A 24,503-nucleotide genomic window follows, 5' to 3' on the forward strand; every position below is an offset into this window, starting at 1 on the left:
GCGCAGTGCAGGTGCCAATTGGCGCTAATCTGGGATGTTGTGGGTGCTATTCGTCAATGTTCAAGATCAGCCTGCCGCCAGTCCGCGGTGGCCACTTTGACGTACGTGTACGCCGAGTCGACCGCCGTCCTGGGTCCTCTCGCGACGTATGCCGAACCCCACGCCTACGACCTCTGCTCCCAGCACGCCGGAAGCCTGACGGTTCCGCGGGGCTGGGAAGTCCTGCGCCTGGCGATGCCCGCAACCCCGCCCGAGCCCGGCCCTGATGACCTGCTGGCCCTTGCCAACGCCGTCCGCGAGGCAGCCTCGGCAGCACCTGAGTCGCCTGCCCGGCACAACCACGCGCAGATGGAACCGCCTGCCGGCGTCGAAGGAACCCGTCGCGGCCACCTGCGGATCCTCCGCGAACCGTCCTGACGGGCAGTCCTCTTTGCCGGATCCTGGCGTCGGGACGCAATTCGTCGCCGTGCTCCAAACCGGCTGATCCTGCGCGGTAGTCTGGAATCTGCAGATAAGTCCGCCAGCGGCGCCATGCAGGCGCCACCCAGGGAGCATCATTCATGCCAAAGGTCAGTCCTGAACTGTTGTCCATCCTGCGCTGCCCCGTGACGGGTTCAGCGTTGGTCCAGGAGGGCGAGGAGCTGGTCTCCACCTCCGCCGCAGCGGACGGTGAAAAGCTCCGCTACGCGATTGAGGATGGCATCCCGCTGCTCCTGCCTCCGGAGCTGCTTGCCGCGGCCAATGCTGCCACCTCCGGCCAGCACGATTCCAAGGCATAGACGCACTTTCTTCTTCATCAAAACCGCACGGTACCCCTAAGGATTTCCATGACTTTTGACTTCAAAGTGGCTGACATTACCCTTGCGGAGGCAGGCCGCCACCAGATCCGCCTTGCCGAGCATGAAATGCCGGGCCTCATGTCCCTTCGGGCTGAGTTTGGCGCCTCGCAGCCGCTCAAGGGTGCGAGGATCGCGGGTTCCCTGCACATGACGGTCCAGACTGCCGTCCTCATTGAGACCCTCACCGCACTGGGTGCTGAGGTCCGCTGGGCTTCGTGCAACATCTTCTCCACCCAGGATGAAGCTGCTGCCGCCGTCGTGGTCGGCAAAGGCACGCCGGAAAACCCCCAGGGTGTTCCCGTCTTCGCTTGGAAGGGCGAAACGCTGGAGGAGTACTGGTGGACTGCCGAGCAGATCCTCACCTGGCCGGGCGCTGAGACCAATCCGGAGCTCGGCCCCAACATGATTCTCGACGACGGCGGCGACGCCACGCTGCTGCTGCACAAGGGCGTCGAATTCGAAGCCGCAGGAGCAGTGCCCACCGCGACGGGAGAAGATCCCGAGGAATACGTCCTCATCCTGGACCTCCTCCGCCGGACCCTCGCTGCCGATCCGCAGAAGTGGAAGCGCCTGGCTGCCCGCATCGAGGGCGTCACCGAGGAAACCACTACCGGTGTGCACCGCCTCTACCAGCTCGCCGAGCAGGGCAAGCTGCTCTTCCCGGCCATCAACGTCAACGACTCCGTCACCAAGAGCAAGTTCGACAACAAATACGGCATTCGCCACTCCCTGCCGGACGGCATCAACCGCGCCACGGACGTCCTCATGGGCGGCAAAGTGGCCGTCGTGTGCGGTTATGGCGATGTGGGCAAGGGCGCAGCGGAGGCACTGCGCGGCCAGGGCTCGCGCGTCATCGTTACGGAAATCGACCCCATTTGCGCCTTGCAGGCCGCGATGGACGGTTACCAGGTGGCCAAGCTTGAATCGGTGCTCGCACAAGGTGACATCTTCATCACCACCACGGGCAACAAGGACGTCATCATGGCCGAGCACATGCTGGGCATGAAGAACAAAGCGATCGTTGGCAACATCGGGCACTTCGATAACGAGATCGACATTGCCGGGCTCGCAAAGATTCCCGGTGTCAAGAAAGTGGAGATCAAACCACAGGTCCACGAGTGGGTCTTCGAGGCCGGCACGGGCTCGGAGCGGTCCATCATCGTCTTGTCCGAGGGCCGGTTGCTGAACCTGGGCAACGCCACGGGCCACCCGTCCTTCGTGATGAGCAACTCCTTCGCCAACCAGACGATCGCGCAGATCGAACTCTGGACCAAGAAGGACCAGCCCGCGGGCGAACGCGAATACGGCAAGCAGGTTTACGTGCTTCCCAAGATCCTGGACGAGAAGGTCGCACGACTGCACCTGGACGCACTGGGCGTGGAACTGACCGAACTGAGCAAGGACCAGGCGGATTACCTGGACCTTGACGTTGCCGGACCTTACAAGCCGGAGCACTACCGCTACTAAGCAACGCTGCGTCATCCAAATCGATGGCGAAAGGCCGGACACGCGACCAGCGTGGCCGGCCTTTCGGCTAGAATTGGGTGTTCAGTATTGCTTGCCGGGGGACAGGAAGACGGGAACCATGACGGAAGTCGCCAAACGGAAAACGGGCAAGATCCTTGCCATCGTAGGGATCTGCGCCGCTATTGCCGTGGGCGGAATTGGGGTCGCAACGGTGCCCGGGCTGCTGGCCGGTGGTACCCAGCTTGGTGGGGCCGCGCCGTCGCCGACTCCCACGGTGGAGGCCAAACCCGTGGAGTTGGGCATCACGCCGCTGGACGGAGCGATTGAGTGGAACCCCGTGGTGGGCCCACAGATCAAGGCGGTCAACGGCAAGGTCAAGGACGTGGTGCTGGCACCAGCCGATGGTGGTGTGCCAGTGCAGGGCAAGATCAGTCCTGACGGGACCACGTGGTCCACCGTGGAAGTCCTGAAGTTCAAGACCCAGTACAGCTATTCCTTCACCGTGGTGGATACCGCCGGGAAGGAAACCAAAAAGACCCAGACTTTTACCACGGTTTCCGCGGCCTACGAGGCCGACGCGTCCGTTTACCCCCGCAACGGCACTACAGCGGGTTCCGGGCAGCCCATCGAGATCAACTTCAGTGAGCCTGTGGTGGACAAGGCGGCCATGGAGAAGCGGGTTGCCATCACCGTTTCCTCCGGCCAACCTGTGGCCTGGCATTGGTACTCCGATAAGAAGGTGCGGATCCGCCCTGAAGCTTTCTGGGCTTCGGGTACCACCGTCACCGTCGACATGAAACTCCTGGGCGTCGACTTCGGAAACAAGATGATCGGCAACGCGGATGTGGTTTCCACGTTCACCACCGGCCCCCAGCGCGTGGCTGTGGTGGATGACACCACCAAGACCATGAACGTGTACTCCGACGGACAACTGGTCCACACCGCTCCAGTATCCCTGGGTGGCGAGGACTGGCTTTCTCCCACGGGCTATGCCGTGATCCTGGAGCAGGAGCGCAAATCCAACTTCAACGCCGGCAGTATCGGCCTTAAGCCGGGGGACAAGGGCTACTATGCGCCGATGGTGGTGGATTATGCCAACCGCCTGACGTGGTCCGGCGTCTACGTCCACCAAGCCCTTGAATCCGCTTGGGGGGCCATTGGCCGGGTCAACGTCTCGCATGGATGCGTCGGCCTGCTGCCGGACGATGCCGCATGGTTCTTCAACAACATGAAGACCGGCGACGTTGTCCAGATCCTGAACACCGGGGCTCCTGCGGTGGAACCATTGGAAGGCTTCGGGGACTGGAACATCCCGTGGGCGAGCTACGCCCAGCGGTAGTCCCGAGGCTAGGATTGTTGCAGTGATTATTTCCTGCGCTCTTTGACCCACACTTCACGTGCCGACCATGCGTTGGCCCTCCATTTGGTGCTGCCCTCAGTGGTGATTCCGGGTGTCCCTGCGGGGAACCCGTTTGCGGGTTCCCCGGCTCCTTCCACCGGACCCCTTTTCACCCTTTGGAGCACCCATGACTCTTTCACCAACCCTTCGCCCGGACTGCGGCAGTTGCTTTGCGCTTTGCTGCACCGCTCTGGGATTCGCCCGCTCGGCTGACTTCGCCATCGACAAGCCAGCGGCCACGGCATGCCCGAACATGGCGGACGATTTTTCCTGCTCGATCCATCAACGCCTGGTGTCGCGGGGGTTCCGCGGCTGCACGGTTTTTGATTGCTTCGGCGCGGGCCAGGTGGTTTCCCAGCACACCTTCTCGGGCACCAGTTGGACTCAAGACCCCGCGTCAAGGTCCTCGATGTTCGCCGTATTCAAAGTAGTCAGGCAACTTCACGAGATGCTCTGGTACTTGGCCGAAGCCAGTCAACGAACCTTCGATCCGGACCTCGCATCGGCAGCGGATCACTTGTCCGGGCACATAGCAACCATCGCCCAAGGCAACGCCCCCGCGGTGCTGGCCACCGACGTCGAAACCTTGCATGGAGAGGTGCGGACCCTCCTGATGGAGGTCAGCGAAGAACTGCGCGCCTCCTACGGTGCCGAGGACAAGCAGACGTTCGACGGCGGCCCTCACCGGGACGGTGAATCGGCCAGCGCGGACTTGGGCAGCAGAGACCTCATGGGAGCCAACCTTGCCAACCGGCGTCTCTGCGGAGCAGACCTCCGCAGTGCCTACCTGATCGGAGCAAACCTCAGGAACAGCGACCTCACAGCCGTTGACCTTCTGGGAGCAGATCTTCGCGGAGCGCAACTCCACGGCACAGACCTCTCCAAGGCCCTATACCTCACCCAACCGCAAATCAACGCCGCCGAAGGCGATGCCACAACCCTCCTACCCCCACGACTTACCAGACCGGCCCAGTGGTGATTTTGGCTGGTAACAGCCGCACCAGAGCTAGGACTCGTGGCTGAACGGCAGCTTCCTGAGTCGTTCCCCGACAGTCGCATTCCGCTGCTCCGCTTGGCGCAGACGGGCGAGTTCGCGGTTGCGCCGTTCCCCGAGGACTGCCCCGATGTAGTCCTCGGGGATGGTGCCTGGGGGAGGGGGAGGGGCGACGTACCCTGCGAGTTCGGACGCCAAGGATGCCGCCATGTTCACGCGCGATGCCGGGGCCATGAGGTAGGCCTGCTGCACAAACGTTCCTGCCCTGCGCGCGGTGGCATCGGGGACCCTGCCGATGTCAGCCATGGCTACCCAGGCCTGAAGGTAGTGGGGTGCCACGGGCATGATCCGTGGCTTGGAGGGAACACGCTGACGGAGCGAGTAAGTACCGGCGACGATGTCGCCCAGGCGCTTGGACTTGTCGTTGAAAAGCGCTACTCCGATGGCCAGGCCACCGAACGTCATGTAGATCTCCAGGAAGCCGAGGAGGCCACGGATGAGGGCGTGGCGGAATCGGATGGACCCGCCGTCGTCGCGAACGATGCGAAGTCCTGTGGCGAGTTTTCCCAGGGACCGTCCTCGGGTGAGGGTCTCCACGGCGACGGGCACGATCACGACAGAGAATACGATGCTGCTGAGGACCAATGCCTGGATGGCGGCGTCATCGAGGTCCTGGGAGGCGGCGCCGATGAGGATGATGAGCAGTATCGCGAGGATGACCTGGGAGATGACATCAAGGATGAGCCCCAGGGCACGGGCAGCGAAGGAGGCCGGGCGCAACTCCAGGACCACTGCCTCGCCGGTGATGATTGAACTCATACCCGCCCCCATGCTTCGCAAACGCGGCGGGCCCACGGCGTGCCCGCACCAATGAGTCTAGCCGCGGCACTGACCCGGTGGGTGGCACAGGCGCTAGGGTGGTGCCGTGGACATTGACGCCTTCTCGGCCGTGCAGGGGGACAAGTGGTCCCGGCTTCATTTCCTTGCGCACAAGCGCCGGCTCACGGGAGCCGAAGCGGATGAACTGCTGAGGCTGTACCAAACGGTGTCCGGACATCTGTCCCTGATTCGCTCCGTGGCCCCGGAGAGCGGCTTGTCGGCATCACTGTCTGCTGCACTGGCGCAGGCCCGGACACGGTTCACGGGCGCGCGCTCGAACTTCATGGAGGACCTGGCACGGTTCTTCGTTATTTCCTTGCCCGCGGCGTTCTACCGAATCCGCTGGCTCACCCTTTGGTGCGGGCTTGCCTTCGTGCTGGTAGCGGGCGCCTATGCCCTGTGGATCGGCACGTCACCGGATGCGTTGAGGGCCGTAGCCAGTGACGCAAAAGTGCAGCAGTACGTGGAGGAGGACTTCATTGACTACTACTCGGAGAATCCCGCTGCCTCGTTCGCAGGCGCTGTGTGGACGAACAACGCCTGGATTTCCGCTCAGGCTGTGGCGTTTGGAGTCACCGGGTTCTGGGTGCCGTTCATCCTGTTCATGAACGCACAAAGCCTGGGAGTCGCCGCAGGGCTTTTCCTGGCAACGGGAAAGATGGATATCTTCTTCAGCTACATCCTTCCGCACGGCCTGATGGAACTCACCGCGGTGTTCATTGCCTGCGCGGCGGGGCTCAAGATTTTCTGGGCCATGGTGCGGCCCGGTCCCAGGACGCGGCTCCAGGCTGTGGCCGATGAAGGACGGTCTTTGATGACAGTTGCCCTCGGGTTGGTGCTCGTCCTGCTCATTTCCGGGATAGTGGAGGGCTTCGTGACGCCGAGTGCGTTGCCTGTGTGGGCCAAGATCACCATTGGCGCGCTGGTTTTGGCTGGTTATTGGGTCTACACCCTGGTCCTCGGTGGGCGGGCAGCCCGCGCAGGTGTCACCGGTGACCTGGATGCCCACGACGCCGGGTATCGCAGCATCGCCGCGTAGACCTTACAGTTACGTTTCGATCTGGTCGCAGCCGGGGTGGCACCGCGTGTCTGTGTAAAGCCGGGCGGTAGGCTCGAATGCAGACAAGAGAGCCGGCAGCACCCCAATCGCCGGTGGATGCCTACGGAAGTGAAACCCGCTGTGAGCGACAAGAGCCAGAAACCACAAGAACCGGACACGGACGTCCATGAGGACCCCAACGAACCGGCCTTCGACTGGATGAAGCCGAAGGCCTCCGGCACTGCTTCCGGCGCAGCTCCTGCTACTACAGCGACGCCGGCCGCCACCACGACCGCGACGTCGGAAACTGAGACGCCCGCCGGCGGTCAGCCCGAAAGCCGCGCTGACCGTAAGGCTGCAGAAGCGGCCGACGCCGAGCCGGAACCTCCGCTGTTCGCTGACACGCTCGCTGGTGGCTCCACTGACAAACAGCCGTCGCACTATTCGGAACCCTTGCCGACGTCGGCCCTTCAGGTCCGTCCGCCGGAAGACGAGGTGGCCCGACGCAACGCAGAGCGGGAGCAAGCCGCCAAGGTGAAACCGATCGGCCCACGGGTTTTCCAGGTGCTGTTGGCCGTCTTCTATCCGGTGATCCTCCTGGTGCTCGCCGTCCGGGCGGTCACCAGCCCCCTGTTCCTGTGGGTGGAGTACAACCGCCCTGGTTTTCCCGGAGACGGCTACGGTTTCAGCACTGACGACCGCATGACGTACGGCTCGTACGCCGTGGATTACCTGAGCAACTGGGCCGGTCCGCGGTACTTGGGTGGCTTGGTCAACCAGGACGGTGCCAAGCTGTTCAAGGACAGCGAAGTGGCGCACATGGCCGACGTCAAGCTGGTCATTTTGTCGTCCTTCGGTGCCGGCCTGCTGCTCATCATCCTCAGCATCATCGCCATCCTGTACCTGCGTAAGCGCAGTAACGGCGGGATCCGTCGCGGCCTCTTTGCAGGCTCCATCGTCACCCTGGTCATCATCATTGGCCTCGCTGTCCTGGCAGCACTGAGCTGGCAGCAATTCTTCACCGAGTTCCACCGGATCTTCTTCGCCAACGGGACGTGGACGTTCTCGCTGGAGGACACCCTCATCCGGCTCTTCCCGGGACAGTTCTGGATCGACGCGGGCATCGTCATCGGCGCGTTGGTGTTCCTCGTGGCTACGGTGACGTTCATCTTCACGTGGCCCACCAAGCAGCGTCGGGGTGCGGGCACAGCGGTTGACGAAGCCGATGCTTCAGGCGATGACGCTGATGCGGATGATGCGGAAAGCGTCAGCAACGAACCAGCGGACATTAAGCGCTAGCCGCACCGGCTTCTCCGGGGACCACTCCCGCGGGCCAGGAGATCGACAAGGCGCCCGGGATGGTCTGTGCTGGCGATGACGGTCTTGCCGTTTTTCAACTCGATATTGATCTCGGGACCGCCGGCGAGGTACCCGACCATGCCGGGCCCCATGTATCGGAGCCCGTACCCGCTGGGGCCGGCCGCCTCGTCGGTGGTCACCGTCGCGATTTCATCCCTCGGTAGAGTTCGTTTGAAGATGTCGCAGAAGGCGATTACGACGTTCTGCGGGTCGACCTTGACCGTGACGGTCATGAAGGCGATGAATGAACCAGCTGCGGTGGTGACCAGGGGTGCGAAGAGCACTTCCGGCGTGTTCTACAGGACGATCAGCACGAACAGCACCGGGCCGAGCGCAATCATCGTGAAACCCACGATTCGCGGTACCAAGGTAGACCGGACACGCGAGTAGTAGAGCGCGGGTAGTGGTATGCGTGATGGATCTGCCATGGGTTCCCCTTTGAACGTTTGGTTGTTGAGGAAAACGCTAGGGGGACAACAGCGGCACCTAGGGGGACATTGCCCAAAATAGGTGGCGATGTGGGCCGAACTAGGTGCTGATTTGGTTGTGCCAGGTGGTGTATCGCGGCGGTCTAGGTGGTGCCGCTACTTTTCGTAGAGCTTCTCCACAACCGACGGGAAATCGCCAACCACGGCGGCCCGCTTCAGTTTGAGCGAAGGCGTCAAATGCCCGGATTCGACGCTGAGCTCAGCCGTAAGGAATGCAAACTTCTTGATCGATTCAGCGGCGGACACGAGCTTGTTGGCCTCGTCCACCGCCGACTGCACGGCGGCGTTTACCCGGTCGTCCCGGGCTGCGTCCTCGAGTGACAAGGCATCCACCTTGTTCTCCGCGCACCAATCGGCAAGGCCCTCGGCGTCCAGGCTCACCAGTGCCCCGATAAACGGCCGGCCATCGCCCACCACCACTGCCTGGCCCACCAGAGGGTGCTCGCGGAGCTTCTCCTCCAAAGGTGCGGGGGCCACGTTCTTGCCACCTGCAGTGACCAGGAGGTCCTTCTTGCGGCCGGTGATGGTCAGGAAGCCGTCGTCGTCCAGTTCGCCGAGGTCGCCGGTACGGAAAAAGCCATCAACAAACGCAGCCTCGTTGGCTGCCTCATTGCGGTGATACCCCTTGAAAACGCCGATACCCTTGACCAGAACCTCACCGTCGTGTGCCACCCGGACGGTGGTGCCGGGAAGGGGGATCCCGACGGTACCGATACGCGACATGCTGGGGGTGTTCACTGTGCACGGCGCAGTGGTCTCTGTCAGTCCGTAGCCCTCCAGCACGGGAACACCCGCGCCATGGAAGAAATGGTTGTCACGGAGGCTCAGGGGACTGGCTCCCGACACCGTGTAGCCGACGTTCCCGCCAAAGATCTCCCTCACCTTGGGATACAGGAGTTTGTTGAACGCACGATGCTTCATTTCCAGCAGCCAACCCGGCCCCTGCCCCTGGCCACGGGAGGCGCGATCCACCGCCGTCGAATAATCCACAGCGGTTGCCGAAGCTGCGGAGAAGAGCGCCGACTTTCCGCTCATAGCGGCTTTGTGGCCGGCGCCGGCGTAGACCTTCTCGAAGATGCGGGGCACGGCCAGCAGGAAAGTGGGCTTGAACGTACTGAGGTCTGCCATGAGTCCGCTGGCGCCGGCACTATGACCGAGTGTGATGCCTGCCGTGAGGCAAACCACCTGGACCGCCCTGGCAAGGACGTGCGCCAGAGGCAGGAACATCAGCGTCCGGGCGCCCTGCTGCATGAGCAGTTCGGGGAGGAACGGGATGACGTTCCGTGCCACCAGGACAAAGTTGCCATGGGTTATTTCGCAGCCCTTGGGCTTGCCGGTGGTTCCGGAGGTGTAGACGATCGAGGCGATGTCGGCCAGGTTTGCGGCACTGCGCTGGCGCTCCAGCTCTGCGTCCATGATGCCGACTCCGACGGCGGAGACGCTGGTCAGGTTGGGGGCGTCGCCGTCGTGCTCCATCCGCACGATCGCCACGGGATCGTCTCCGAGGGCCGTGGACCGGTTTACCACGGCGTGCACGAGATCGGCTTTGGCGATGTCCTCGACAAAGATGCGCCGGGCACCGGAATCGGCCAGGATCCATTCGATCTGGCTTGCCGACGACGTCTCGTAGATGGGCACAGTCACTCCGCCGGCCATCCAAATGGCGAAATCAACCAGCGTCCATTCGAAGCTTGAACGGGAGAGCACTGCTACGGGGTCGCCGGGGTTGAGGCCACCGGCAATCAGTCCCTTGGCCAGGGCAGTGACATCGGCGAGGAACCTTGCTGCGGAAACATTCAGCCAGCCGTTGGCCGTCTTGTGCGCGTACAGGATGCCGAACGGGTCCTTGGCGCAGCGTTCCAGGAGGAGGTCCGTCACGTTGGTGTTCGGGTCGGCCTCGACCAGAAGGTCTGTGCTGGCTTCCCTCACTGCTTGCCTCCTAGATCCACGATGGCATCCACATTCTCATCCGCCATTCTTCGTAGCTGATCACTTCCGCGGTCAGCACCGAATAGAAGAACGCAGTCGCCAGGACAGCCAAAATCAGCACCAGGCCCACCACGTAGAGCCCGGACCGCCGCCGCCACGGAGGATCGCTGCTGCGGCCCAGGGCCAACCCCAGCACGTACGTCAGGCCGAGGACAAGGAACGGCTCGAAGGACACCGCATAGAAGATGAACATGGTCCGTTCCGGGTACATGAACCACGGAAGGTATCCGGCGGCGACTCCGGCAAGGATGGCACCTGCGCGCCAATCCCGGCGGCCCGCCCACCAGAACAGCAGGATGACCAAGGCAATGGTCCCGCCCCACCACACCACCGGGTTGCCCACCGGCAGGATGGCCGAGGAACAGGTTTCAACGACGCAGCCCGCGGTGCCCTGCTTGGGGGCCTGGTAGAAGAACGACGTAGGCCGGCCCATGACGAGCCAGGTCCAGGGGCTGGACTCATAGGGGTGGTCCGAGCTCAGTCCTTGGTGGAACTTGTAGGCCTCAAGGTGGTAATGCGCAAGGGACCGCACGGAGTTGGGCAGCCAATCCCATCCGGGTGCGGGATTGGTGGCCGCCCACTGCCGGTAGTAGGCGTCCTTCGACAGGAACCAGCCCGTCCAGGTTGCCGCATACGTGACGGCGGCGACCGGAATGATGGTCACGAACGCCAACAACCCGTCCTTGATGATGCCGGCACTGAACCAACTGCGGATGCCGGAAATGCGCCGGGCGCTCAGGTCCCACAGCACAGTCATCAGGCCAAAGGCAGCCACGAAGAACAGCGCGGACCATTTGGTTCCCACTGCCAAACCCATGCAGATCCCGGCAACCAGACGCCACCAGCGCATACCGAGCCAAGGACCTGCCACCAGCTGGGTGGGTGTTGGGCGACCGCCCGGCGAAGCAGCCGCCTGCGCGGCGAGCCGGGAAGCGAGACGACGGCGGCCGTCGTCGCGGTCCAACAGCAGGGCGCCGAACGCGGCGAGGATCCAGAACGCCAGGAAGACGTCCAGCAATGCTGTCCGGGACAGCACCAAATGGTGGCCATCAATGGCGAGCAGGAGCCCGGCAACGGCGCCGAGGGTGTGCGAACGGAACAGCTTCAGGGCAATGAGTGAGACAAGGAACACGGTCAGGGTCCCCGTCAGCGCCGCGCTAAAGCGCCAGCCGAAGGGATTGTCTCCGCCGAACAGCCACATCCCGAAGGTGATCATCCATTTGCCGACCGGCGGGTGGACCACATACTCCGGTGTGTTGAGCAGGACGTTCGGGTTGCCGGCATTGAAGGAGTCGTTGGCATTGGCGGGCCAGCTGCGTTCGTAGCCGCTCACCAGGTAGGAGTAAGCATCCTTGACGTAATACGTCTCATCGAAGACCAGGCTGTGCGGGGCGTCCAGCCGGAAGAAGCGGAGAATCCCGCCCAGGACCGCGGTGATGGTGGGGATCAGCCAGAACCACAAACGCAAGGTGGCCGGGTAATCGCGCCAGCTTTGGATCCCGCCGATCAGGCGCTCTCTCAGGGCTTGGGCCGTGTAGGCCTCGGCTGGCCGGACGATCCAGGGGTGGCGTTCCAGCCCCCGGCCCGGCAGGGGACTGCCCGGGTTGTCGTCCACAGACGTGCTCAGGCGGGACCGCGATGCGTCCCGTCTGGTCCGGGCGCCGGGCTGATCGATGCTGTCCACAACGCCCGTGTCACCGGCTCCGGCGGTTGCGGGGGACGCCACAGGAGTTCCGGAAGTGGTGGCAGGAACGGGCGACTGGTTCACCCGCCCATGCTACCTTTCCATCCTTGCTGCAGCGTTGAGGTGCGGCGTTGAGGACGGCGCGGCATTAGGCTTGGCAGGTGGACGAACAACGCAGCACCCCGGACGAGCCTCCCTTCAGCGATGACGTGTACGAGGCGACTCCTGCCGCCGGCGGCGGCGCAACCCCGGGCATAGGACGGATTGTGCTGGCGGCCACCCCCATCGGAAATGTGGGGGATGCCTCCTCCCGCTTGATCGAACTCCTGGCGACCTCGGACATAGTGGCGGCAGAGGACACCCGCCGTTTGCACCGGCTCGTCACGGCCTTGGGCGTGGAGGTCTCCGGACGCGTCATCAGTTACCACGAACATAATGAAGTGGCTAAGACCGGGGAACTCCTTGACCACGTGCGCGCCGGAAAGACCATCCTCATGGTCAGCGACGCCGGGATGCCCGCGGTTTCTGACCCCGGTTTCCGCTTGGTGGAGGGAGCCGTCGCGGCCGGCCTGACCGTTACAGCGGTGCCCGGACCTTCGGCTGTGCTGACGGCGCTCGCGCTGTCCGGCCTGCCAACGGACCGCTTCTGCTTTGAAGGCTTCCTGCCACGCAAATCAGGGGAGCGGAACTCCCGCCTGGTGGATTTGGCCGATGAGCGCCGCACCATGGTCTTCTTCGAGGCCCCACATCGTCTTGAAGTCATGGTGCGTGCCCTGCATGAGCGCTTCGGCTCCGAACGCCGCGCCGCTGTCTGCCGTGAATTGACCAAGACCTACGAAGAAGTCATCCGTGGCACTTTACGTGAACTGCTGGAGTGGGCAGAGAACAACGAGGTCCGCGGCGAAATCGCGGTTGTGGTGGGCGGTGCGCCTGAACAGGAACCCGGTAAGCCCGAGGACCATGTAGCCGCGGTGAACGAACTCATCTCCCAAGGCATCCGCTTGAAGGAAGCCGTGGCTGCGGTAGCCGATGACGCCCGCGTCAGTAAGCGCGAGCTGTACTCCGCGGTGCTTGCAGCACGCTGACGCGCGCTGTGCAGCTGCACAAATTGGCGTCCGCATGGCAGTGCGTGAAGGCGTAGACACTCCTTCTCGCGGGGCAGTACCGTGGCAGTAATTCAAGCCACTTCCGGCAACGAACCCCAGTGGTGCAATTCTCCAAAGCACCCAAGACGAAGGAGTCGCCATGACTGTCACGGTTGAACGCGAAAGCGAACTGCTGGCTTCCGTCCCCACCGGCCTGCTGATCAACGGTCAGTGGCGCCCGGCCGGATCCGGAAAGACCTTTGATGTTGAAGACCCGGCCACGGGCAAGGTCCTGCTCAGCATCTCCGACGCCGGTGCTGAAGACGGCGCCGCGGCCCTCGACGCCGCTGCTGCCGCCCAGGCCGATTGGGCCCGCACTGCACCGCGCGAACGCGGCGAAATCCTGCGCCGTGCCTTCGAGCTCGTCACCGAACGTGCCGAAGACTTCGCCCTGCTGATGACCCTGGAAATGGGCAAGCCCCTGGCCGAAGCGCGCGGCGAAGTCACGTACGGCGCCGAGTTCCTGCGCTGGTTCTCCGAAGAAGCGGTCCGCGTATCGGGCCGCTACTCCGCAGCACCTGATGGCAAGAACCGCCTCCTCGTGCAGAAGAAGCCGGTGGGCCCCTGCCTGCTGATCACCCCGTGGAACTTCCCGCTGGCCATGGCCACCCGCAAGGTAGCCCCCGCCGTCGCTGCTGGTTGCACCATGGTGCTCAAGCCCGCGAACCTGACCCCGCTGACCAGCCTGCTCTTCGCGCAGGTCATGCAGGAAGCCGGCCTCCCCGCCGGTGTCCTGAACGTCATCCAGACCTCCACTGCCGGTGCCGTCACCGGCCCGCTGATCAAGGATGACCGTCTCCGCAAGATCTCCTTCACCGGCTCCACCCCGGTAGGCCAGGCCCTGATCCGTGAAGCCGCCGACAAGGTGCTCCGTACCTCCATGGAGCTCGGTGGCAACGCCCCGTTCGTGGTCTTTGAAGACGCCGACCTGGACAAGGCCGTTGAAGGCGCCATCGCCGCGAAGATGCGCAACATGGGCGAGGCTTGCACCGCAGCGAACCGCTTCATTGTGCACGAGTCCATCGCCGACTCCTTCGCGGAGAAGTTCGCCGCGAAGATCGGTGCGCTGACCACGGCCCGCGGTACCGAGGCCGAGTCCAAGGTTGGCCCGCTGATCGACGGCAAGGCCCGCGATGGCGTTCACGCGTTGGTCACCGAAGCCGTAGCAGGAGGTGCCACAGCCGTCACCGGTGGTGCCGCCGTCGACGGTCCCGGCTACTTCTACCAGCCCACGGTGCTGAAGAATGTCGCAGCCGACGCCCGCATCCTGCAAGAAGAAATCTTTGGACCGGTAGCGCCGATCATCACTTTCTCCACGGAAGATGACGCTGTTCGCCTGGCCAACAACACCGAATATGGCCTGGTTGCCTACGTCTTCACCAAGGACCTCAACCGTGGCCTGCGCATCAGCGAGCGGATCGAGACCGGCATGCTCGGCCTCAACGCCGGCGTGATCTCCAACGCTGCTGCCCCGTTCGGTGGCGTCAAGCAGTCGGGCCTGGGCCGCGAAGGCGGTTCCGAAGGCATCGAAGAGTACCTGTACACCCAGTACGTAGGTATCGCGGACCCGTACGCCGACTAGGCGGCGCAGGATCCGGTCCACCGCTCTCGCAACAAGAACGGTTGACAAACGCAAGGGCCCGGCCATGGAACCACAAGTTCCGGCGTCGGGCCCTTTGCTGTGTCATGGGGTCCTGCCGATCGGGAACAGCGGAGCTAGCGGCGCTGCGGCAGCAGGCCCCGGAGCATGCGCCAACCACGCGCGACCGCCCACACCACCGCCTTTCCGAGCGCTGCCAAGGCCCGGAATGGCGCGCCGAGGGCGTGCACCCATCGGCGCATCATCGACGGCGGCAGCCAGTCCGCGCGGAAGCGAACCAACCAGCGGGCGTTGTGCCGCATCGACTCACGGACGACGGCGATACGCGTCGCCGCTGGTGGTGTGGCTGCCTGCGCGGCTGTCTGCGCGGCTGTCTGCGCGGCTGTCTGCGCGGCAACGGCACCGCGGCCATAACGCTGCCGTTCGAAGTCCGAGGTGAGCGACGAGACTGCGACGTGCGCGGCGTCGTCCATTCCGCCAGTGTCGCCAAGGGCGGCGCTGGATCGGAGCCTGGCGGAGAAGTGCCGGGGCGTTTCGCTGGGCGTGGACGGTAAGCCGTAGTCGGTGGCCAGATCCTGGAGTTCCGCCCACGCCAACTCGGGGGCTGGGTCTTTGTATCCGGGCATCACGGCGTCGGCTTCATCCGGAGGTTTCCGGTTCAGGCGGCGGCGGCGCAGCACCGTCCTGCTGAGCCGTGGCGACCACAGGAATCCCAGCAGCACCAGCACGCCCGCCGTGGCCGCCGCGATGGTGGGGAGCGGGTTCACACTGGCTGAGCCTGCGGCCGGAGTGTCCACTCCGGGCAGGGGAACAGGAGCGGGAGTGGCGGGAGCGGGGGTGGTCAGGACCTCTTTTTCGTCCGCGTTGGTGCTGAGGTTGGTGGGGACCGAAGATTCAGTAGCGTATTCGGGAACTACGCCGCGCGAAGGAGTGGGCTCAAACGGAACCCAGCCCAGGCCCTCAAAGTAAAGCTCAGGCCACGCATGGGCGTCGCGGGCGTCAACCTCGTACTCCGGGAAGGACCCCTGACCGACCAAGGCCACGGACTCTCCGGTGAGCCGGCCGGGTGCATAGCCCACGGCAATGCGGCTCGGAATACCTTCAGCCCGGGCCATGACGGCCATCGCCGAGGAGAAATGGACGCAGTAGCCGCTCTTCACCGCCAGGAAGTCGGCCAGGACCGAGAGGCCGTTGCCGTCGTAGCCGTTCTGCACCGGCGCCTGCAGGGAATAGGTGAACTCGCCGGAGCGAAGATACTTCTGGAGGGCCAGCGCCTTGCCGTAGTTGCTGCCGGCGGATGCCGTGACCGAATCGGCCGTTTGGCGCACAATGTCCGGCAGGTTGCCCGGGATGCGGAGGAAGTCATCCGAAATGCCCTGCGGGACCGCCGAGGCCTGGGACAAGGATTGCGCCGTGACCTTCGGGGCGGCGGAGAACACCACGTACCGCTGCGCACGGGTGGTGGTCTCGGTGCTCATGATGCTCAACGTTGCAGGATCCCAGGTCCAGCGACCGTTGAGGCCGTTCACTGAAGCCGGCGCGAACGGGGCAGGCAGGTAGGGGCTTGTGAACAGGCCTGCGTTGACGGACGTGACGGCGTTGACCACTTCGCCCTGGACGGCGTACCCCGTTTCAATCCTGTCCGCCCCCACGCGCCGCTCAGCGGAGCGGTCGTCGGGGGCCCAGGTTTCGCCGTCGAAATGATCGATGGTCACTGATCTCAGATACAGGGGCGCGCTGGAGCTCGTGGCATAAGTGATACGGCCAGCTCCCGTAGGACTCCGGAGGCTGTTGCCCAACGTGATCATGGGATTGAGCCCGTTGGAGGTACCCCATGGGCTCAGCCGCGAGCCCTGCGGGAAGGTGCCGGTCTCGAAGCCCGGGATTGCCAACGGAACCACCATGGTCAAGGCCAGGGCCAGCCCACCGGTAACCACTGAACGCCTGAACTGGCCAGCGCCCCGGCCGGATCCGGACTGCAGCCGGGCATCAGGGGCGAACCAGTGGCTGCAACCGAGAATGAGGAGGTAGCCCACGGCAGCGCCGATGAAGCCCGCAACGCCCACGCTCTGGGGCTTGATGGTGGCCGGAACCACCATGACGGCAAGCAGGCCAATGCCGCTGGCCGCGGGCATCGCCAGGGGTACAGCCAAGGCATCGATCAAGATCACCAACAGCCCCAGGCAGGCGCACATGACGAACACTATTCCGGCGTTCGGCGCCACGGGAGCGCTTTCGGACACCACCGTTTCGGCAGCCCGTTTGATAAGGCGCCCGACGGCGGAGAACGTCCCCGCAGTGGGGATGAAGCCCGCAAGGCTTTCCTGGCGGCAAAACGTGAAACTCAGGATCCCCGCGAGGGTGGCAAAGGAACCCAAGGTGGCCAGCAGCGGCCGGGCTCGAAGCGCGCGGAGGACGGCCAAGGTCAGCGCCACGACAACCACGGTGGTGATCAATGGCATGAACCAGGCCCACCCCCTGAAGACACCGTTCAGGGACAAGGCAGCGCCAAGCACGGCCACGACAATGGACCCTGCCATGACCCAGGGGTAGGGGCCCGGCCCTGGTGCTCGTGTCCGTCGCGAGCCGGCCGGCTGCTTCTGGCCCGTCCCGCTGTTGGGCTGGGTGGGCGTGGGGGAGCCTACATGGGAGGTAGCGGTCACCGGGGCACCGCCGCTCCACGACGAACGTCCATGGCTGATCCGGCAGCGTCCACAATTCCGCCTTCGTCGAACGCTGACCAGGCTGCACCCAGCTGCGTCTTGGATGTGACCACGGCCACCCGCCAGCCCGCGAGCCGCAGAATCTCCAGCACGTCGTCGTTGTTCCGGGTCGCCTCCGTCACCATCAGGGCGAAAGCGTTGGCTCCGTAGGCCGCCGCAGGAGCCAGGGATCTGGCCTCGGCGGGAGTCAGCGTGCCCAGCAGCGCAAGAAGCGGGCCACGCAGTCGGTGGGCAGCGAGCTTGTCCATGAGCCGGTCATCAAAGGGGGCATCGGCAGAATCCGGGGTGGATGACCCCGCCGCGGCCTCCCTGTGTTCGGTGCCGTGATGATCCGCCCGGTGATGCTCACCCCTGGAATGCCTGGGACCGCTGAGCTCTATGGCCGCCAGTCCTTCGGCGATGGCCTGCAGGCCACCGGCACCCGCGAACTCCTCGGCATCAGGTTCCGGTGCCGAGCGCGAACGGTTGAACGCCGGGCTCCCAAAAGCGTCCAGAACCCGCAACGAGTAGTTTCGTTCTGCCAAATGGGACGTGATGGACATGGCTGCCGTGACAATCCACTCAAAGTTCGGACTCGTCACCAGGTCCGAGTCTTCGTCGTGGCCGCCAAACATGGATCCCGTTCCGCCGGCCAAGGCATTGAAGCGCTGGTCCAGGATGAGGGTGGCTTCCGGAGTCGTTACTGACTCCTCCTGGCGCACCATGAGTTGGCCATGGCGCGCAGTGGCCGCCCAATGGACCCTTCGCATGGGATCGCCGTGCCGGTACTCGCGGGTCATGATGTCGTCGTCGCTGGGGTTGGCGCGGATGCGCGTCGCGGTCACGCCGTCGTTGCCGCGCGCTCCTGCGAGTCCGGTGACGGGAAGGTCGACGGCGGCAGGCGTCACGGTGAGGATGTCGCCGTCGTCGATTGAATGCCGCCGAAGCGACAAGCCGAAGGGGTCGCTGAACTCTGCCGTGACCGGACCGATGCGGAACTGCCCGCGCTTGCCCGAGCGGAGGTGGTATTCGTAGCGGCTGGTGCCGCCGGAAGCTGACCGTGCGGGGAAACGGAATGCCGGAGGCTCTCCGAAGCGGGGAGGCAACTGCTCCTCCATGATCACGTGCCCAGTGGAATATGAGGACCTGGCCACGGCCAGTCGCACGGTGGTGGTGCTCGCTGTTTCCACAGTGGAGGGATTGAACTCCCGGTACACCTGGAACTTGGGCTTGAGAACCCGGACGCCGGCGAGGGCCGCCAGCGGCAGGAGGATCAAGAGGATGGCCAGCGTCAGGAGATCCCGGCGGCCCATGACGTAGGCGCACCCAAGGGAGATCGCCCCGGCCGCAAGCAAACCCCAGCCACGGGTGGTAAACAAATGCTTGGGGAGTCGATCAACCAGCGCCATTCCTGCCTCCTAAGCGGTGTGCCTGTCCCTGCGCCAGGCACCAGGCGGCTCCTGGGCTACCGGAACGGATGCCAGGATGCCACGAAGAATGCTCTGGGGCGTATCGCCCGAGCTCGCCGCTTTGCGGTCCAGGATGATCCGGTGGGCGAGTACCGATTCCGCCACGTCCACCACGTCGTCCGGGAGCATGAAGTCGCGGCCGTCCAATGCCGCGGTCGCTTTGGCCGCACGGAGCAACTGCAGCAATGACCGGGGGCTCGCGCCCAGACGGAGCCTGGCGCTGTCGCGGGTGGCCCGCCCGATTGCCACCGTGTATTCCTTGATCGCCGTGGATACGTGGACCTGCTGGACGGTGGCGATCATGGCAGCGACATCGCTGGCCGTGACAACCGGGGTTACTTTGACCAGGGGAGAGGACGCTTGGTGCGTCTCCAGCATTTCGATCTCGGCTTCCTTGTCCGGGTAACCCATGGAAATCCTCGCCATGAAGCGGTCCCGCTGGGCCTCCGGCAGGGGGTACGTGCCTTCCATCTCGATAGGGTTCTGCGTCGCTACCACCATGAAGGGCAACCCCAGCTGGTATGAATGCCCGTCCACTGTCACTTGGTGCTCTTCCATGCATTCCAGGAGGGCGGACTGCGTCTTGGCCGAGGCTCGGTTGATTTCATCGCCGATCACAATGTTCGCGAACACCGCCCCCGGGCGGAACTCGAACTGCCGTGAGGACTGGTTGTAGACGGAAACGCCAGTGACATCGGAAGGCAGGAGGTCGGGGGTGAACTGGATGCGGGAGACCGTACAGTCCACTGTCCGGGCCAGTGTCTTGGCCAACAATGTCTTTCCGACGCCGGGCACATCCTCCAGCAGGAGGTGGCCTTGCGCCAGCAGCACGGTCAGGGCGAGCTTCGCGGCGTCGGCCTTGCCGTCAATGACCTTGTTGATTGAACTGAGGATGCGTTCGCTGGCGTCGTGGAACCGCTCTCCGTCCATGACCTGCGGCCGATGCCCGTTGAGCGCGGCTCCATCGCGTGGCAGCGCACTGTAAGCCTCACCCTGAAGAGGGGTAGGTTCAACGGATACTTGTCGCTTGGACTCCATGGATTGCCCTTCAGCCGTGGCCGCTGCATCAGCAATCTGTCGTGCTGTTGCTGACCGTCTGTCCGTTCCAGACTACCCAGTCAATGGCCGCCGCTGACATAGTGCTCAGGAATTTATGTGCCGAGTGGAATTTATCGCCGTTGCCTCAGGAGGACCACGGTCCGATTAAGGTGGGAGCATGTGCAATTCCCTCGCTCCTGCTCCGTACCGCGCGTCCTCCGAGGACACAGATTCCCGCAGGGAGTACCCGCCGGCACCGGAGCCGCTGCCCGTTCCCGTCATGGACAACCACACGCATCTGGACTTCAGGAACGGACTGATCGAGGTTTCCGTCAGGGACGCCATGGACGCGGCCCAGTCCGTGGGTGTGCAAGGAGCAATACAGGTTGGCTGCGACCTGGAGTCATCCCGCTTCACGGTGGAAGCTGTGGACGCGGACCCGCGCCTGCTCGGCGCCGTCGCGATCCACCCCAACGATGCTCCCGTTTATGCCGGGCGCGGTGAACTGGAGTCGGCGCTCGCCGAGATAGAGGAGCTGGCATCCCATCCCCGGATCCGTGCGATCGGCGAGACAGGACTGGATTTCTTCAGGACGCACGGGGACGGGCTGGTGCACCAGCGGCACTCCTTCAGGCGCCACATCGACATCGCGAAGCGGCTCGGACTGACCCTGCAGATCCACGACCGCGACGCCCACGACGACGTTGTTCAGGTGCTGCAGGAAGAAGGGGCGCCCGACCGGGTGGTGTTCCACTGCTTCTCGGGCGACGAAGAACTGGCCCGGATCTGCAACACGAACGGCTGGTACATGTCCTTTGCCGGCACCATGACGTTCAAGAACGCAGGGAACCTCCGCTCGGCGCTGGCCATCGCCGAGCCCAGCCGGATCCTGGTGGAAACGGATTCGCCGTTCCTGACACCCCACCCGTACCGGGGACGCCCGAACGCGAGCTACATGGTGCCGTACACCGTCCGCTCCATGGCGGAAGTGACAGGAGATGACCTGTCCGAACTGTGTTCGCGCCTGGCGGAAAACACGCTCCAGGCCTACGGTTCGTGGGCCTGAGGCCTCGTCCAGGGAGCCCTCAGGACGTCTGGTGCATGAATACCCGGTATGCAGAAGTCTTGGTTGCTTTATAACAGATCGGTTACTGTGTTAAACAAGTAGCCGGGGTCGGGGAAGGCCTTCGGACAGCTGGGCCGGTTGATTCCGGACTTAATCAGTTGAATGTATGTGGCGGCGCAGATGCCGGCAGCAAGAGTGGGACCAGGCTTTGCGCCTGGCCCCTCCGTTTTGCGGCTGGCATTATTTCTGTGCTTTTCCCCGTGCCCGGATGGTCTGAGAGTTATGGGCAATCGTGATCAAGTTCTTCACAACGGATGGCAAGTTCAGCTTCCTCAAAGTAGGCGCCCAGTTGCTGGTAGTTGCGGCGCTGGTGGTTGGTGTTGTGGCCTTCGTGGGCAACAACAAGACCGTCACCCTCAACGTCGACGGCAAAGTGAGCTCCATCCAGACCTTTGGCGGCACCGTAGACCAGGTGGTCAAGGCAGCCAAGGTTGAATTGAAGGACGCAGACCGGGTCTCACCCGCTCTGGACGCCACTGTGGACAACGGCACCGTGGTGAACATCAACCTCGCCAAGGCCGTGTCCATTGAACTGGACGGCGCCCGCAAGACCGTGAACACGAACGCCCCCGACGTCGCCGCGCTGGTCAGCGAACTCGGAGTGGCCAGTTCCTCGGAAATCTCCCAACCAAAGGAAGCGTCACTGGAAGTCAGCGGCTCCTTCGTTTCCATCTCCACTCCCAAGACCATCAGCGTTGTGGCTGACGGCAAGGACACCAGCACCACCACGACGGCGGCCGATGTCGCCACCGTGCTCAAGGACACCGGCATCACCGTCGGCGCCAACGACCGCATCTCCCAACCTGGCAACGCGCCCATCGTCCAGGACATGGTGATCAAGGTCTCCCGCGTGGACACCAGCAAGACAGCCGAAGCCACTGAGGAAGTGCCCTTCGAAAGCGTGAAGACTGAAACTGCCGAACTGTTCAAGGGCGAGGAAAAGGTCACCCAGGCAGGTGTCGCCGGCTCCTTGGTCAAGACGTTCAAGCTGGTCCTCGTCGACGGACGCGAAGCCTCAAGGGCCCTCGTATCAAGCAACGTCACTACCAAGCCCGTCGCCGAGAAAGTCAGCGTTGGCACCAAGGCACGCCCCGTGGCGACTCCCGCCAAGGCGGCGGCAACCTCCAGCGGCCCCACCGGAGCTCCGAACGAGGCCATGTGGGACAGGATTGCCCAGTGTGAGTCCGGTGGAAACTGGTCCATCAACAGCGGTAACGGCTACTACGGCGGCCTGCAGTTCTCCAGCCCCACGTGGCTTGCCAACGGTGGCGGAGCCTACGCCCCCAACGCCAGCCTGGCCAGCAAGGCACAGCAGATCGACATCGCCAACCGCCTCTACGCCAAGAACGGCCTCCGCGACTGGGGCTGCGCGCACGCAGCCTGACCCCGCACAGGCGATACGATACCTAGGTGACTGAACCGAATTCCGAACCCGCCGCCGTCGCGCCCCTGCTGGGCGCCACAGACATCCGACGGCTTGCCGAGGAAATCGGTGTACGCCCCACGAAGACCTTGGGGCAGAACTTTGTGATCGACGGCAACACCATCCGCAGGATTGTGGCCGCCGCCAACATCGACTCCGACGAAACCGTTCTGGAGGTGGGCCCTGGATTGGGCTCACTGACGCTGGGGCTGCTTGACGCCGCCAAGAACGTCGTGGCTGTGGAGATCGACCCCGTGCTGGCCGGAAAGCTGCCGGAGACCGTGCGTGCTTGGCGGCCCGGGGCGGAGGACAATTTCCACCTGGTGCTGTCCGATGCCATGAAGGTCACCGAACTGCCCGTTCCACCCACCGCGTTGGTGGCCAACCTGCCCTACAACGTCGCCGTTCCCGTGGTCCTGCACCTGTTGCAACATTTCCCGAGCCTGCAGCACGGCCTGGTCATGGTGCAGGACGAGGTGGCTGACCGCCTGGCCGCAACACCCGGGTCCAAGATCTACGGTGTTCCGTCCGTGAAGGCCGCTTGGTACGGCCACATGCGCAAGGCCGGTGTCATCGGCATGAACGTGTTCTGGCCTGCACCCAAGATCCACTCGGGACTCGTGGCGTTCACCCGCCACGATCCGCCCCAAACGCATGCAACGCGCGAGCAGGTCTTTGCCGTCATCGATGCCGCGTTCGCCCAACGCCGGAAGACCCTCCGCGCCGCCCTCGCCGGGTGGGCCGGAAGCGCGGCCGAGGCTGAGCGGTGCCTGGTGGCGGCAGGTGTGGACCCGACGGCCCGCGGCGAGGTTTTGGACATCTCCGCCTACGTCAAGATCGCCGAAGCCCGCCACCCCGTGGACGCATGAATCCGGGCACCCGCAAACCAAGCAGCCTCCCGTTTGTGGGGGACCGCTTCCATGCCCGGACAGTTCGCGTCAAAGCACCCGGAAAAGTCAACGTCTCACTGAGCGTCGGCCCGCTGCGGCCGGACGGCTACCATTCGGTGGCCAGTGTTTACCTTGCGGTTTCCCTGTATGAGGAAGTGGCCGCTACCAGCACCGAGGCTGAGGGGATTACCGTCAGCATCAGCCCGGAAAGCACGCTTGACCTCGACGGCGTTGACATCCCGCTGGATGAGCGCAACCTTGCCTACAAGGCCGCGGCCATCATGGCGGAAATGTCCGAGAAGCCAACGGGCGTTCACCTTGAAATCACCAAGCGTGTGCCGGTCGCCGGCGGTATGGGCGGTGGCTCCGCCGACGCCGCGGCCACGCTGTTGGCCTGCGACGCATTGTGGAACAGCGGCCTCTCCCGCGAGGAACTCGCGCACCTGGCGGCCGAGTTGGGCGCAGACGTGCCTTTTTCGCTCCTGGGAGGCACCGCCGTCGGGCTCGGCGTTGGCGACAAACTCTCTCCGGCCCTGGCCAAAGCGCAGATGGACTGGGTGCTGGTCTTCGCGGACTATGGCCTCTCGACGCCGGACGTGTTCCGCACCCTTGATGGACTCCGGGACTCCGAAGGCGCCGAGATCGCGGAACCCGTGGACGTGGATCCCACCATTCTCCAGGCGCTCCGCCACGGCGATCCCGAGACCCTCAGCCGGGTGCTCATCAACGATCTCCAGCGCGCGTCCATAGCCCTGGCGCCGCAACTCCGCGACACCATCGGACTGGGCGAAGCGCGCGGTGCGCTGGCCGGCATGGTGTCCGGTTCCGGTCCGACCATCGCCTTGCTTGCACGGGACTCAGTCTCTGCCAGCGTCCTCGCCGAAGAACTAACCCACCGGGGCCACACCGCGGTGGCTGTCCACGGACCTGTGCACGGCGCCCGGATCATCTCCGATACCCTCCTTTAGTACCC

Annotated in this window: 21 protein-coding genes; 13 read left to right on the top strand and 8 right to left on the bottom strand. The window is 64.2% G+C overall.

What is annotated here, in order from left to right; translation table 11 throughout:
- Positions 1-39 precede the first annotated feature (39 nt).
- The 5 genes from J3D46_RS11585 to J3D46_RS11605 all read left to right on the top strand — a co-directional run bounded on the left by J3D46_RS11585 (position 40) and on the right by J3D46_RS11605 (position 4,684).
- A complete protein-coding gene (locus J3D46_RS11585) occupies positions 40-417 on the top strand; it encodes a DUF3499 domain-containing protein (protein ID WP_200846699.1) in 378 nt (125 codons plus the stop codon).
- A 143-nt stretch (positions 418-560) separates the two neighbouring features.
- Entirely contained in the window at positions 561-779 is a 219-nt protein-coding gene (locus J3D46_RS11590; protein WP_159697912.1) for a Trm112 family protein, read from the top strand.
- Positions 780-827: 48 nt separating this feature from the next.
- Positions 828-2,306 (top strand): adenosylhomocysteinase, encoded by a 1,479-nt coding sequence (ahcY, locus tag J3D46_RS11595; RefSeq protein ID WP_253467258.1) that lies wholly within the window; start codon positions 828-830, stop codon positions 2,304-2,306.
- A gap of 118 nt (positions 2,307-2,424) precedes the next feature.
- Positions 2,425-3,645: an Ig-like domain-containing protein gene (locus tag J3D46_RS11600; RefSeq protein WP_231338729.1), complete on the top strand. Its 1,221-nt coding sequence runs from the start codon at positions 2,425-2,427 to the stop codon at positions 3,643-3,645.
- Positions 3,646-3,832: 187 nt separating this feature from the next.
- Entirely contained in the window at positions 3,833-4,684 is an 852-nt protein-coding gene (locus J3D46_RS11605; RefSeq protein WP_253467260.1) for a pentapeptide repeat-containing protein, read from the top strand.
- Positions 4,685-4,711: 27 nt separating this feature from the next.
- Here the strand turns inward: J3D46_RS11605 and J3D46_RS11610 are convergent, their stop codons facing one another.
- Positions 4,712-5,518, bottom strand: a complete 807-nt coding sequence (locus J3D46_RS11610; RefSeq protein WP_253467262.1) for an RDD family protein — start codon at positions 5,516-5,518, stop codon at positions 4,712-4,714.
- Positions 5,519-5,624: 106 nt separating this feature from the next.
- Here J3D46_RS11610 and J3D46_RS11615 point away from each other — a divergent pair, with 106 nt between their 5' ends.
- Both J3D46_RS11615 and J3D46_RS11620 read left to right on the top strand, forming a co-directional pair.
- Positions 5,625-6,617: a stage II sporulation protein M gene (locus tag J3D46_RS11615; protein ID WP_231338726.1), complete on the top strand. Its 993-nt coding sequence runs from the start codon at positions 5,625-5,627 to the stop codon at positions 6,615-6,617.
- A 141-nt stretch (positions 6,618-6,758) separates the two neighbouring features.
- Positions 6,759-7,916: a TIGR01906 family membrane protein gene (locus J3D46_RS11620; RefSeq protein ID WP_253467264.1), complete on the top strand. Its 1,158-nt coding sequence runs from the start codon at positions 6,759-6,761 to the stop codon at positions 7,914-7,916.
- Here the strand turns inward: J3D46_RS11620 and J3D46_RS11625 are convergent.
- The 4 genes from J3D46_RS11625 to J3D46_RS11635 form a co-directional block, all read right to left on the bottom strand.
- Positions 7,913-8,260 carry a hypothetical protein gene (locus J3D46_RS11625; RefSeq protein ID WP_253467266.1) on the bottom strand — a complete coding sequence of 116 codons (348 nt, stop codon included), beginning with the start codon at positions 8,258-8,260 and terminating at the stop codon, positions 7,913-7,915. The genes J3D46_RS11620 and J3D46_RS11625 overlap by 4 nt on opposite strands.
- A 12-nt stretch (positions 8,261-8,272) precedes the next feature.
- Positions 8,273-8,404: a hypothetical protein gene (locus J3D46_RS24955; protein WP_256491218.1), complete on the bottom strand. Its 132-nt coding sequence runs from the start codon at positions 8,402-8,404 to the stop codon at positions 8,273-8,275.
- Positions 8,405-8,560: 156 nt separating this feature from the next.
- Positions 8,561-10,393 (bottom strand): long-chain fatty acid--CoA ligase, encoded by a 1,833-nt coding sequence (locus J3D46_RS11630; RefSeq protein ID WP_253467268.1) that lies wholly within the window; start codon positions 10,391-10,393, stop codon positions 8,561-8,563.
- A 10-nt stretch (positions 10,394-10,403) separates the two neighbouring features.
- Positions 10,404-12,221: a dolichyl-phosphate-mannose--protein mannosyltransferase gene (locus J3D46_RS11635; protein WP_253467270.1), complete on the bottom strand. Its 1,818-nt coding sequence runs from the start codon at positions 12,219-12,221 to the stop codon at positions 10,404-10,406.
- A gap of 125 nt (positions 12,222-12,346) precedes the next feature.
- On the opposite strand from J3D46_RS11635, the gene rsmI reads away from it, so the two are divergent.
- Together rsmI and J3D46_RS11645 are read left to right on the top strand one after the other, a co-directional pair.
- Positions 12,347-13,222 carry a 16S rRNA (cytidine(1402)-2'-O)-methyltransferase gene (gene rsmI / locus J3D46_RS11640; RefSeq protein WP_253469211.1) on the top strand — a complete coding sequence of 292 codons (876 nt, stop codon included), beginning with the start codon at positions 12,347-12,349 and terminating at the stop codon, positions 13,220-13,222.
- A 160-nt stretch (positions 13,223-13,382) separates the two neighbouring features.
- Positions 13,383-14,864, top strand: coding sequence for an NAD-dependent succinate-semialdehyde dehydrogenase (locus J3D46_RS11645; protein WP_253467272.1), 1,482 nt, complete (start codon positions 13,383-13,385; stop codon positions 14,862-14,864).
- 134 nt (positions 14,865-14,998) lie between these two features.
- Here the strand turns inward: J3D46_RS11645 and J3D46_RS11650 are convergent, their stop codons facing one another.
- From J3D46_RS11650 to J3D46_RS11660, 3 genes are read right to left on the bottom strand one after another with little or no spacing between them, the layout of a single operon-like run.
- Positions 14,999-17,545, bottom strand: coding sequence for a DUF3488 and DUF4129 domain-containing transglutaminase family protein (locus J3D46_RS11650; protein WP_374110795.1), 2,547 nt, complete (start codon positions 17,543-17,545; stop codon positions 14,999-15,001).
- Positions 17,542-18,993: a DUF58 domain-containing protein gene (locus J3D46_RS11655; protein ID WP_253467277.1), complete on the bottom strand. Its 1,452-nt coding sequence runs from the start codon at positions 18,991-18,993 to the stop codon at positions 17,542-17,544. The genes J3D46_RS11650 and J3D46_RS11655 overlap by 4 nt, the downstream gene beginning before the upstream one ends.
- Before the next feature lie 9 nt (positions 18,994-19,002).
- Positions 19,003-20,091: a MoxR family ATPase gene (locus J3D46_RS11660; RefSeq protein WP_253467280.1), complete on the bottom strand. Its 1,089-nt coding sequence runs from the start codon at positions 20,089-20,091 to the stop codon at positions 19,003-19,005.
- Between the two features lie 178 nt (positions 20,092-20,269).
- Between J3D46_RS11660 and J3D46_RS11665 the strand changes: the two genes are divergently transcribed.
- From J3D46_RS11665 to J3D46_RS11680, 4 genes are all read left to right on the top strand, one after another.
- Positions 20,270-21,157, top strand: coding sequence for a TatD family hydrolase (locus tag J3D46_RS11665; RefSeq protein WP_231338717.1), 888 nt, complete (start codon positions 20,270-20,272; stop codon positions 21,155-21,157).
- Between the two features lie 292 nt (positions 21,158-21,449).
- Positions 21,450-22,601, top strand: coding sequence for a resuscitation-promoting factor (locus J3D46_RS11670; RefSeq protein WP_253467283.1), 1,152 nt, complete (start codon positions 21,450-21,452; stop codon positions 22,599-22,601).
- Between the two features lie 26 nt (positions 22,602-22,627).
- Positions 22,628-23,509: a 16S rRNA (adenine(1518)-N(6)/adenine(1519)-N(6))-dimethyltransferase RsmA gene (rsmA, locus tag J3D46_RS11675; RefSeq protein WP_231338715.1), complete on the top strand. Its 882-nt coding sequence runs from the start codon at positions 22,628-22,630 to the stop codon at positions 23,507-23,509.
- Positions 23,506-24,498 carry a 4-(cytidine 5'-diphospho)-2-C-methyl-D-erythritol kinase gene (locus tag J3D46_RS11680; protein WP_231338714.1) on the top strand — a complete coding sequence of 331 codons (993 nt, stop codon included), beginning with the start codon at positions 23,506-23,508 and terminating at the stop codon, positions 24,496-24,498. Before rsmA ends, J3D46_RS11680 begins: the two co-directional genes overlap by 4 nt.
- Positions 24,499-24,503: the final 5 nt, after the last annotated feature.

This window comes from Paenarthrobacter sp. A20 (genome assembly GCF_024168825.1).
GTDB lineage: Bacteria > Actinomycetota > Actinomycetes > Actinomycetales > Micrococcaceae > Arthrobacter.

Coding starts and splice junctions, on each gene's coding strand:
- J3D46_RS11665 (WP_231338717.1), top strand. CDS start 20,270: ATGTGCAATTCCCTCGCTCCTGCTCCGTACCGCGCGTCCTCCGAGGAC.
- J3D46_RS11655 (WP_253467277.1), bottom strand. CDS start 18,993: ATGGCGCTGGTTGATCGACTCCCCAAGCATTTGTTTACCACCCGTGGC.
- J3D46_RS11600 (WP_231338729.1), top strand. CDS start 2,425: ATGACGGAAGTCGCCAAACGGAAAACGGGCAAGATCCTTGCCATCGTA.
- J3D46_RS11605 (WP_253467260.1), top strand. CDS start 3,833: ATGACTCTTTCACCAACCCTTCGCCCGGACTGCGGCAGTTGCTTTGCG.
- J3D46_RS11590 (WP_159697912.1), top strand. CDS start 561: ATGCCAAAGGTCAGTCCTGAACTGTTGTCCATCCTGCGCTGCCCCGTG.
- J3D46_RS11610 (WP_253467262.1), bottom strand. CDS start 5,518: ATGAGTTCAATCATCACCGGCGAGGCAGTGGTCCTGGAGTTGCGCCCG.
- ahcY (WP_253467258.1), top strand. CDS start 828: ATGACTTTTGACTTCAAAGTGGCTGACATTACCCTTGCGGAGGCAGGC.
- J3D46_RS11680 (WP_231338714.1), top strand. CDS start 23,506: ATGAATCCGGGCACCCGCAAACCAAGCAGCCTCCCGTTTGTGGGGGAC.
- J3D46_RS11660 (WP_253467280.1), bottom strand. CDS start 20,091: ATGGAGTCCAAGCGACAAGTATCCGTTGAACCTACCCCTCTTCAGGGT.
- J3D46_RS24955 (WP_256491218.1), bottom strand. CDS start 8,404: ATGGCAGATCCATCACGCATACCACTACCCGCGCTCTACTACTCGCGT.
- J3D46_RS11645 (WP_253467272.1), top strand. CDS start 13,383: ATGACTGTCACGGTTGAACGCGAAAGCGAACTGCTGGCTTCCGTCCCC.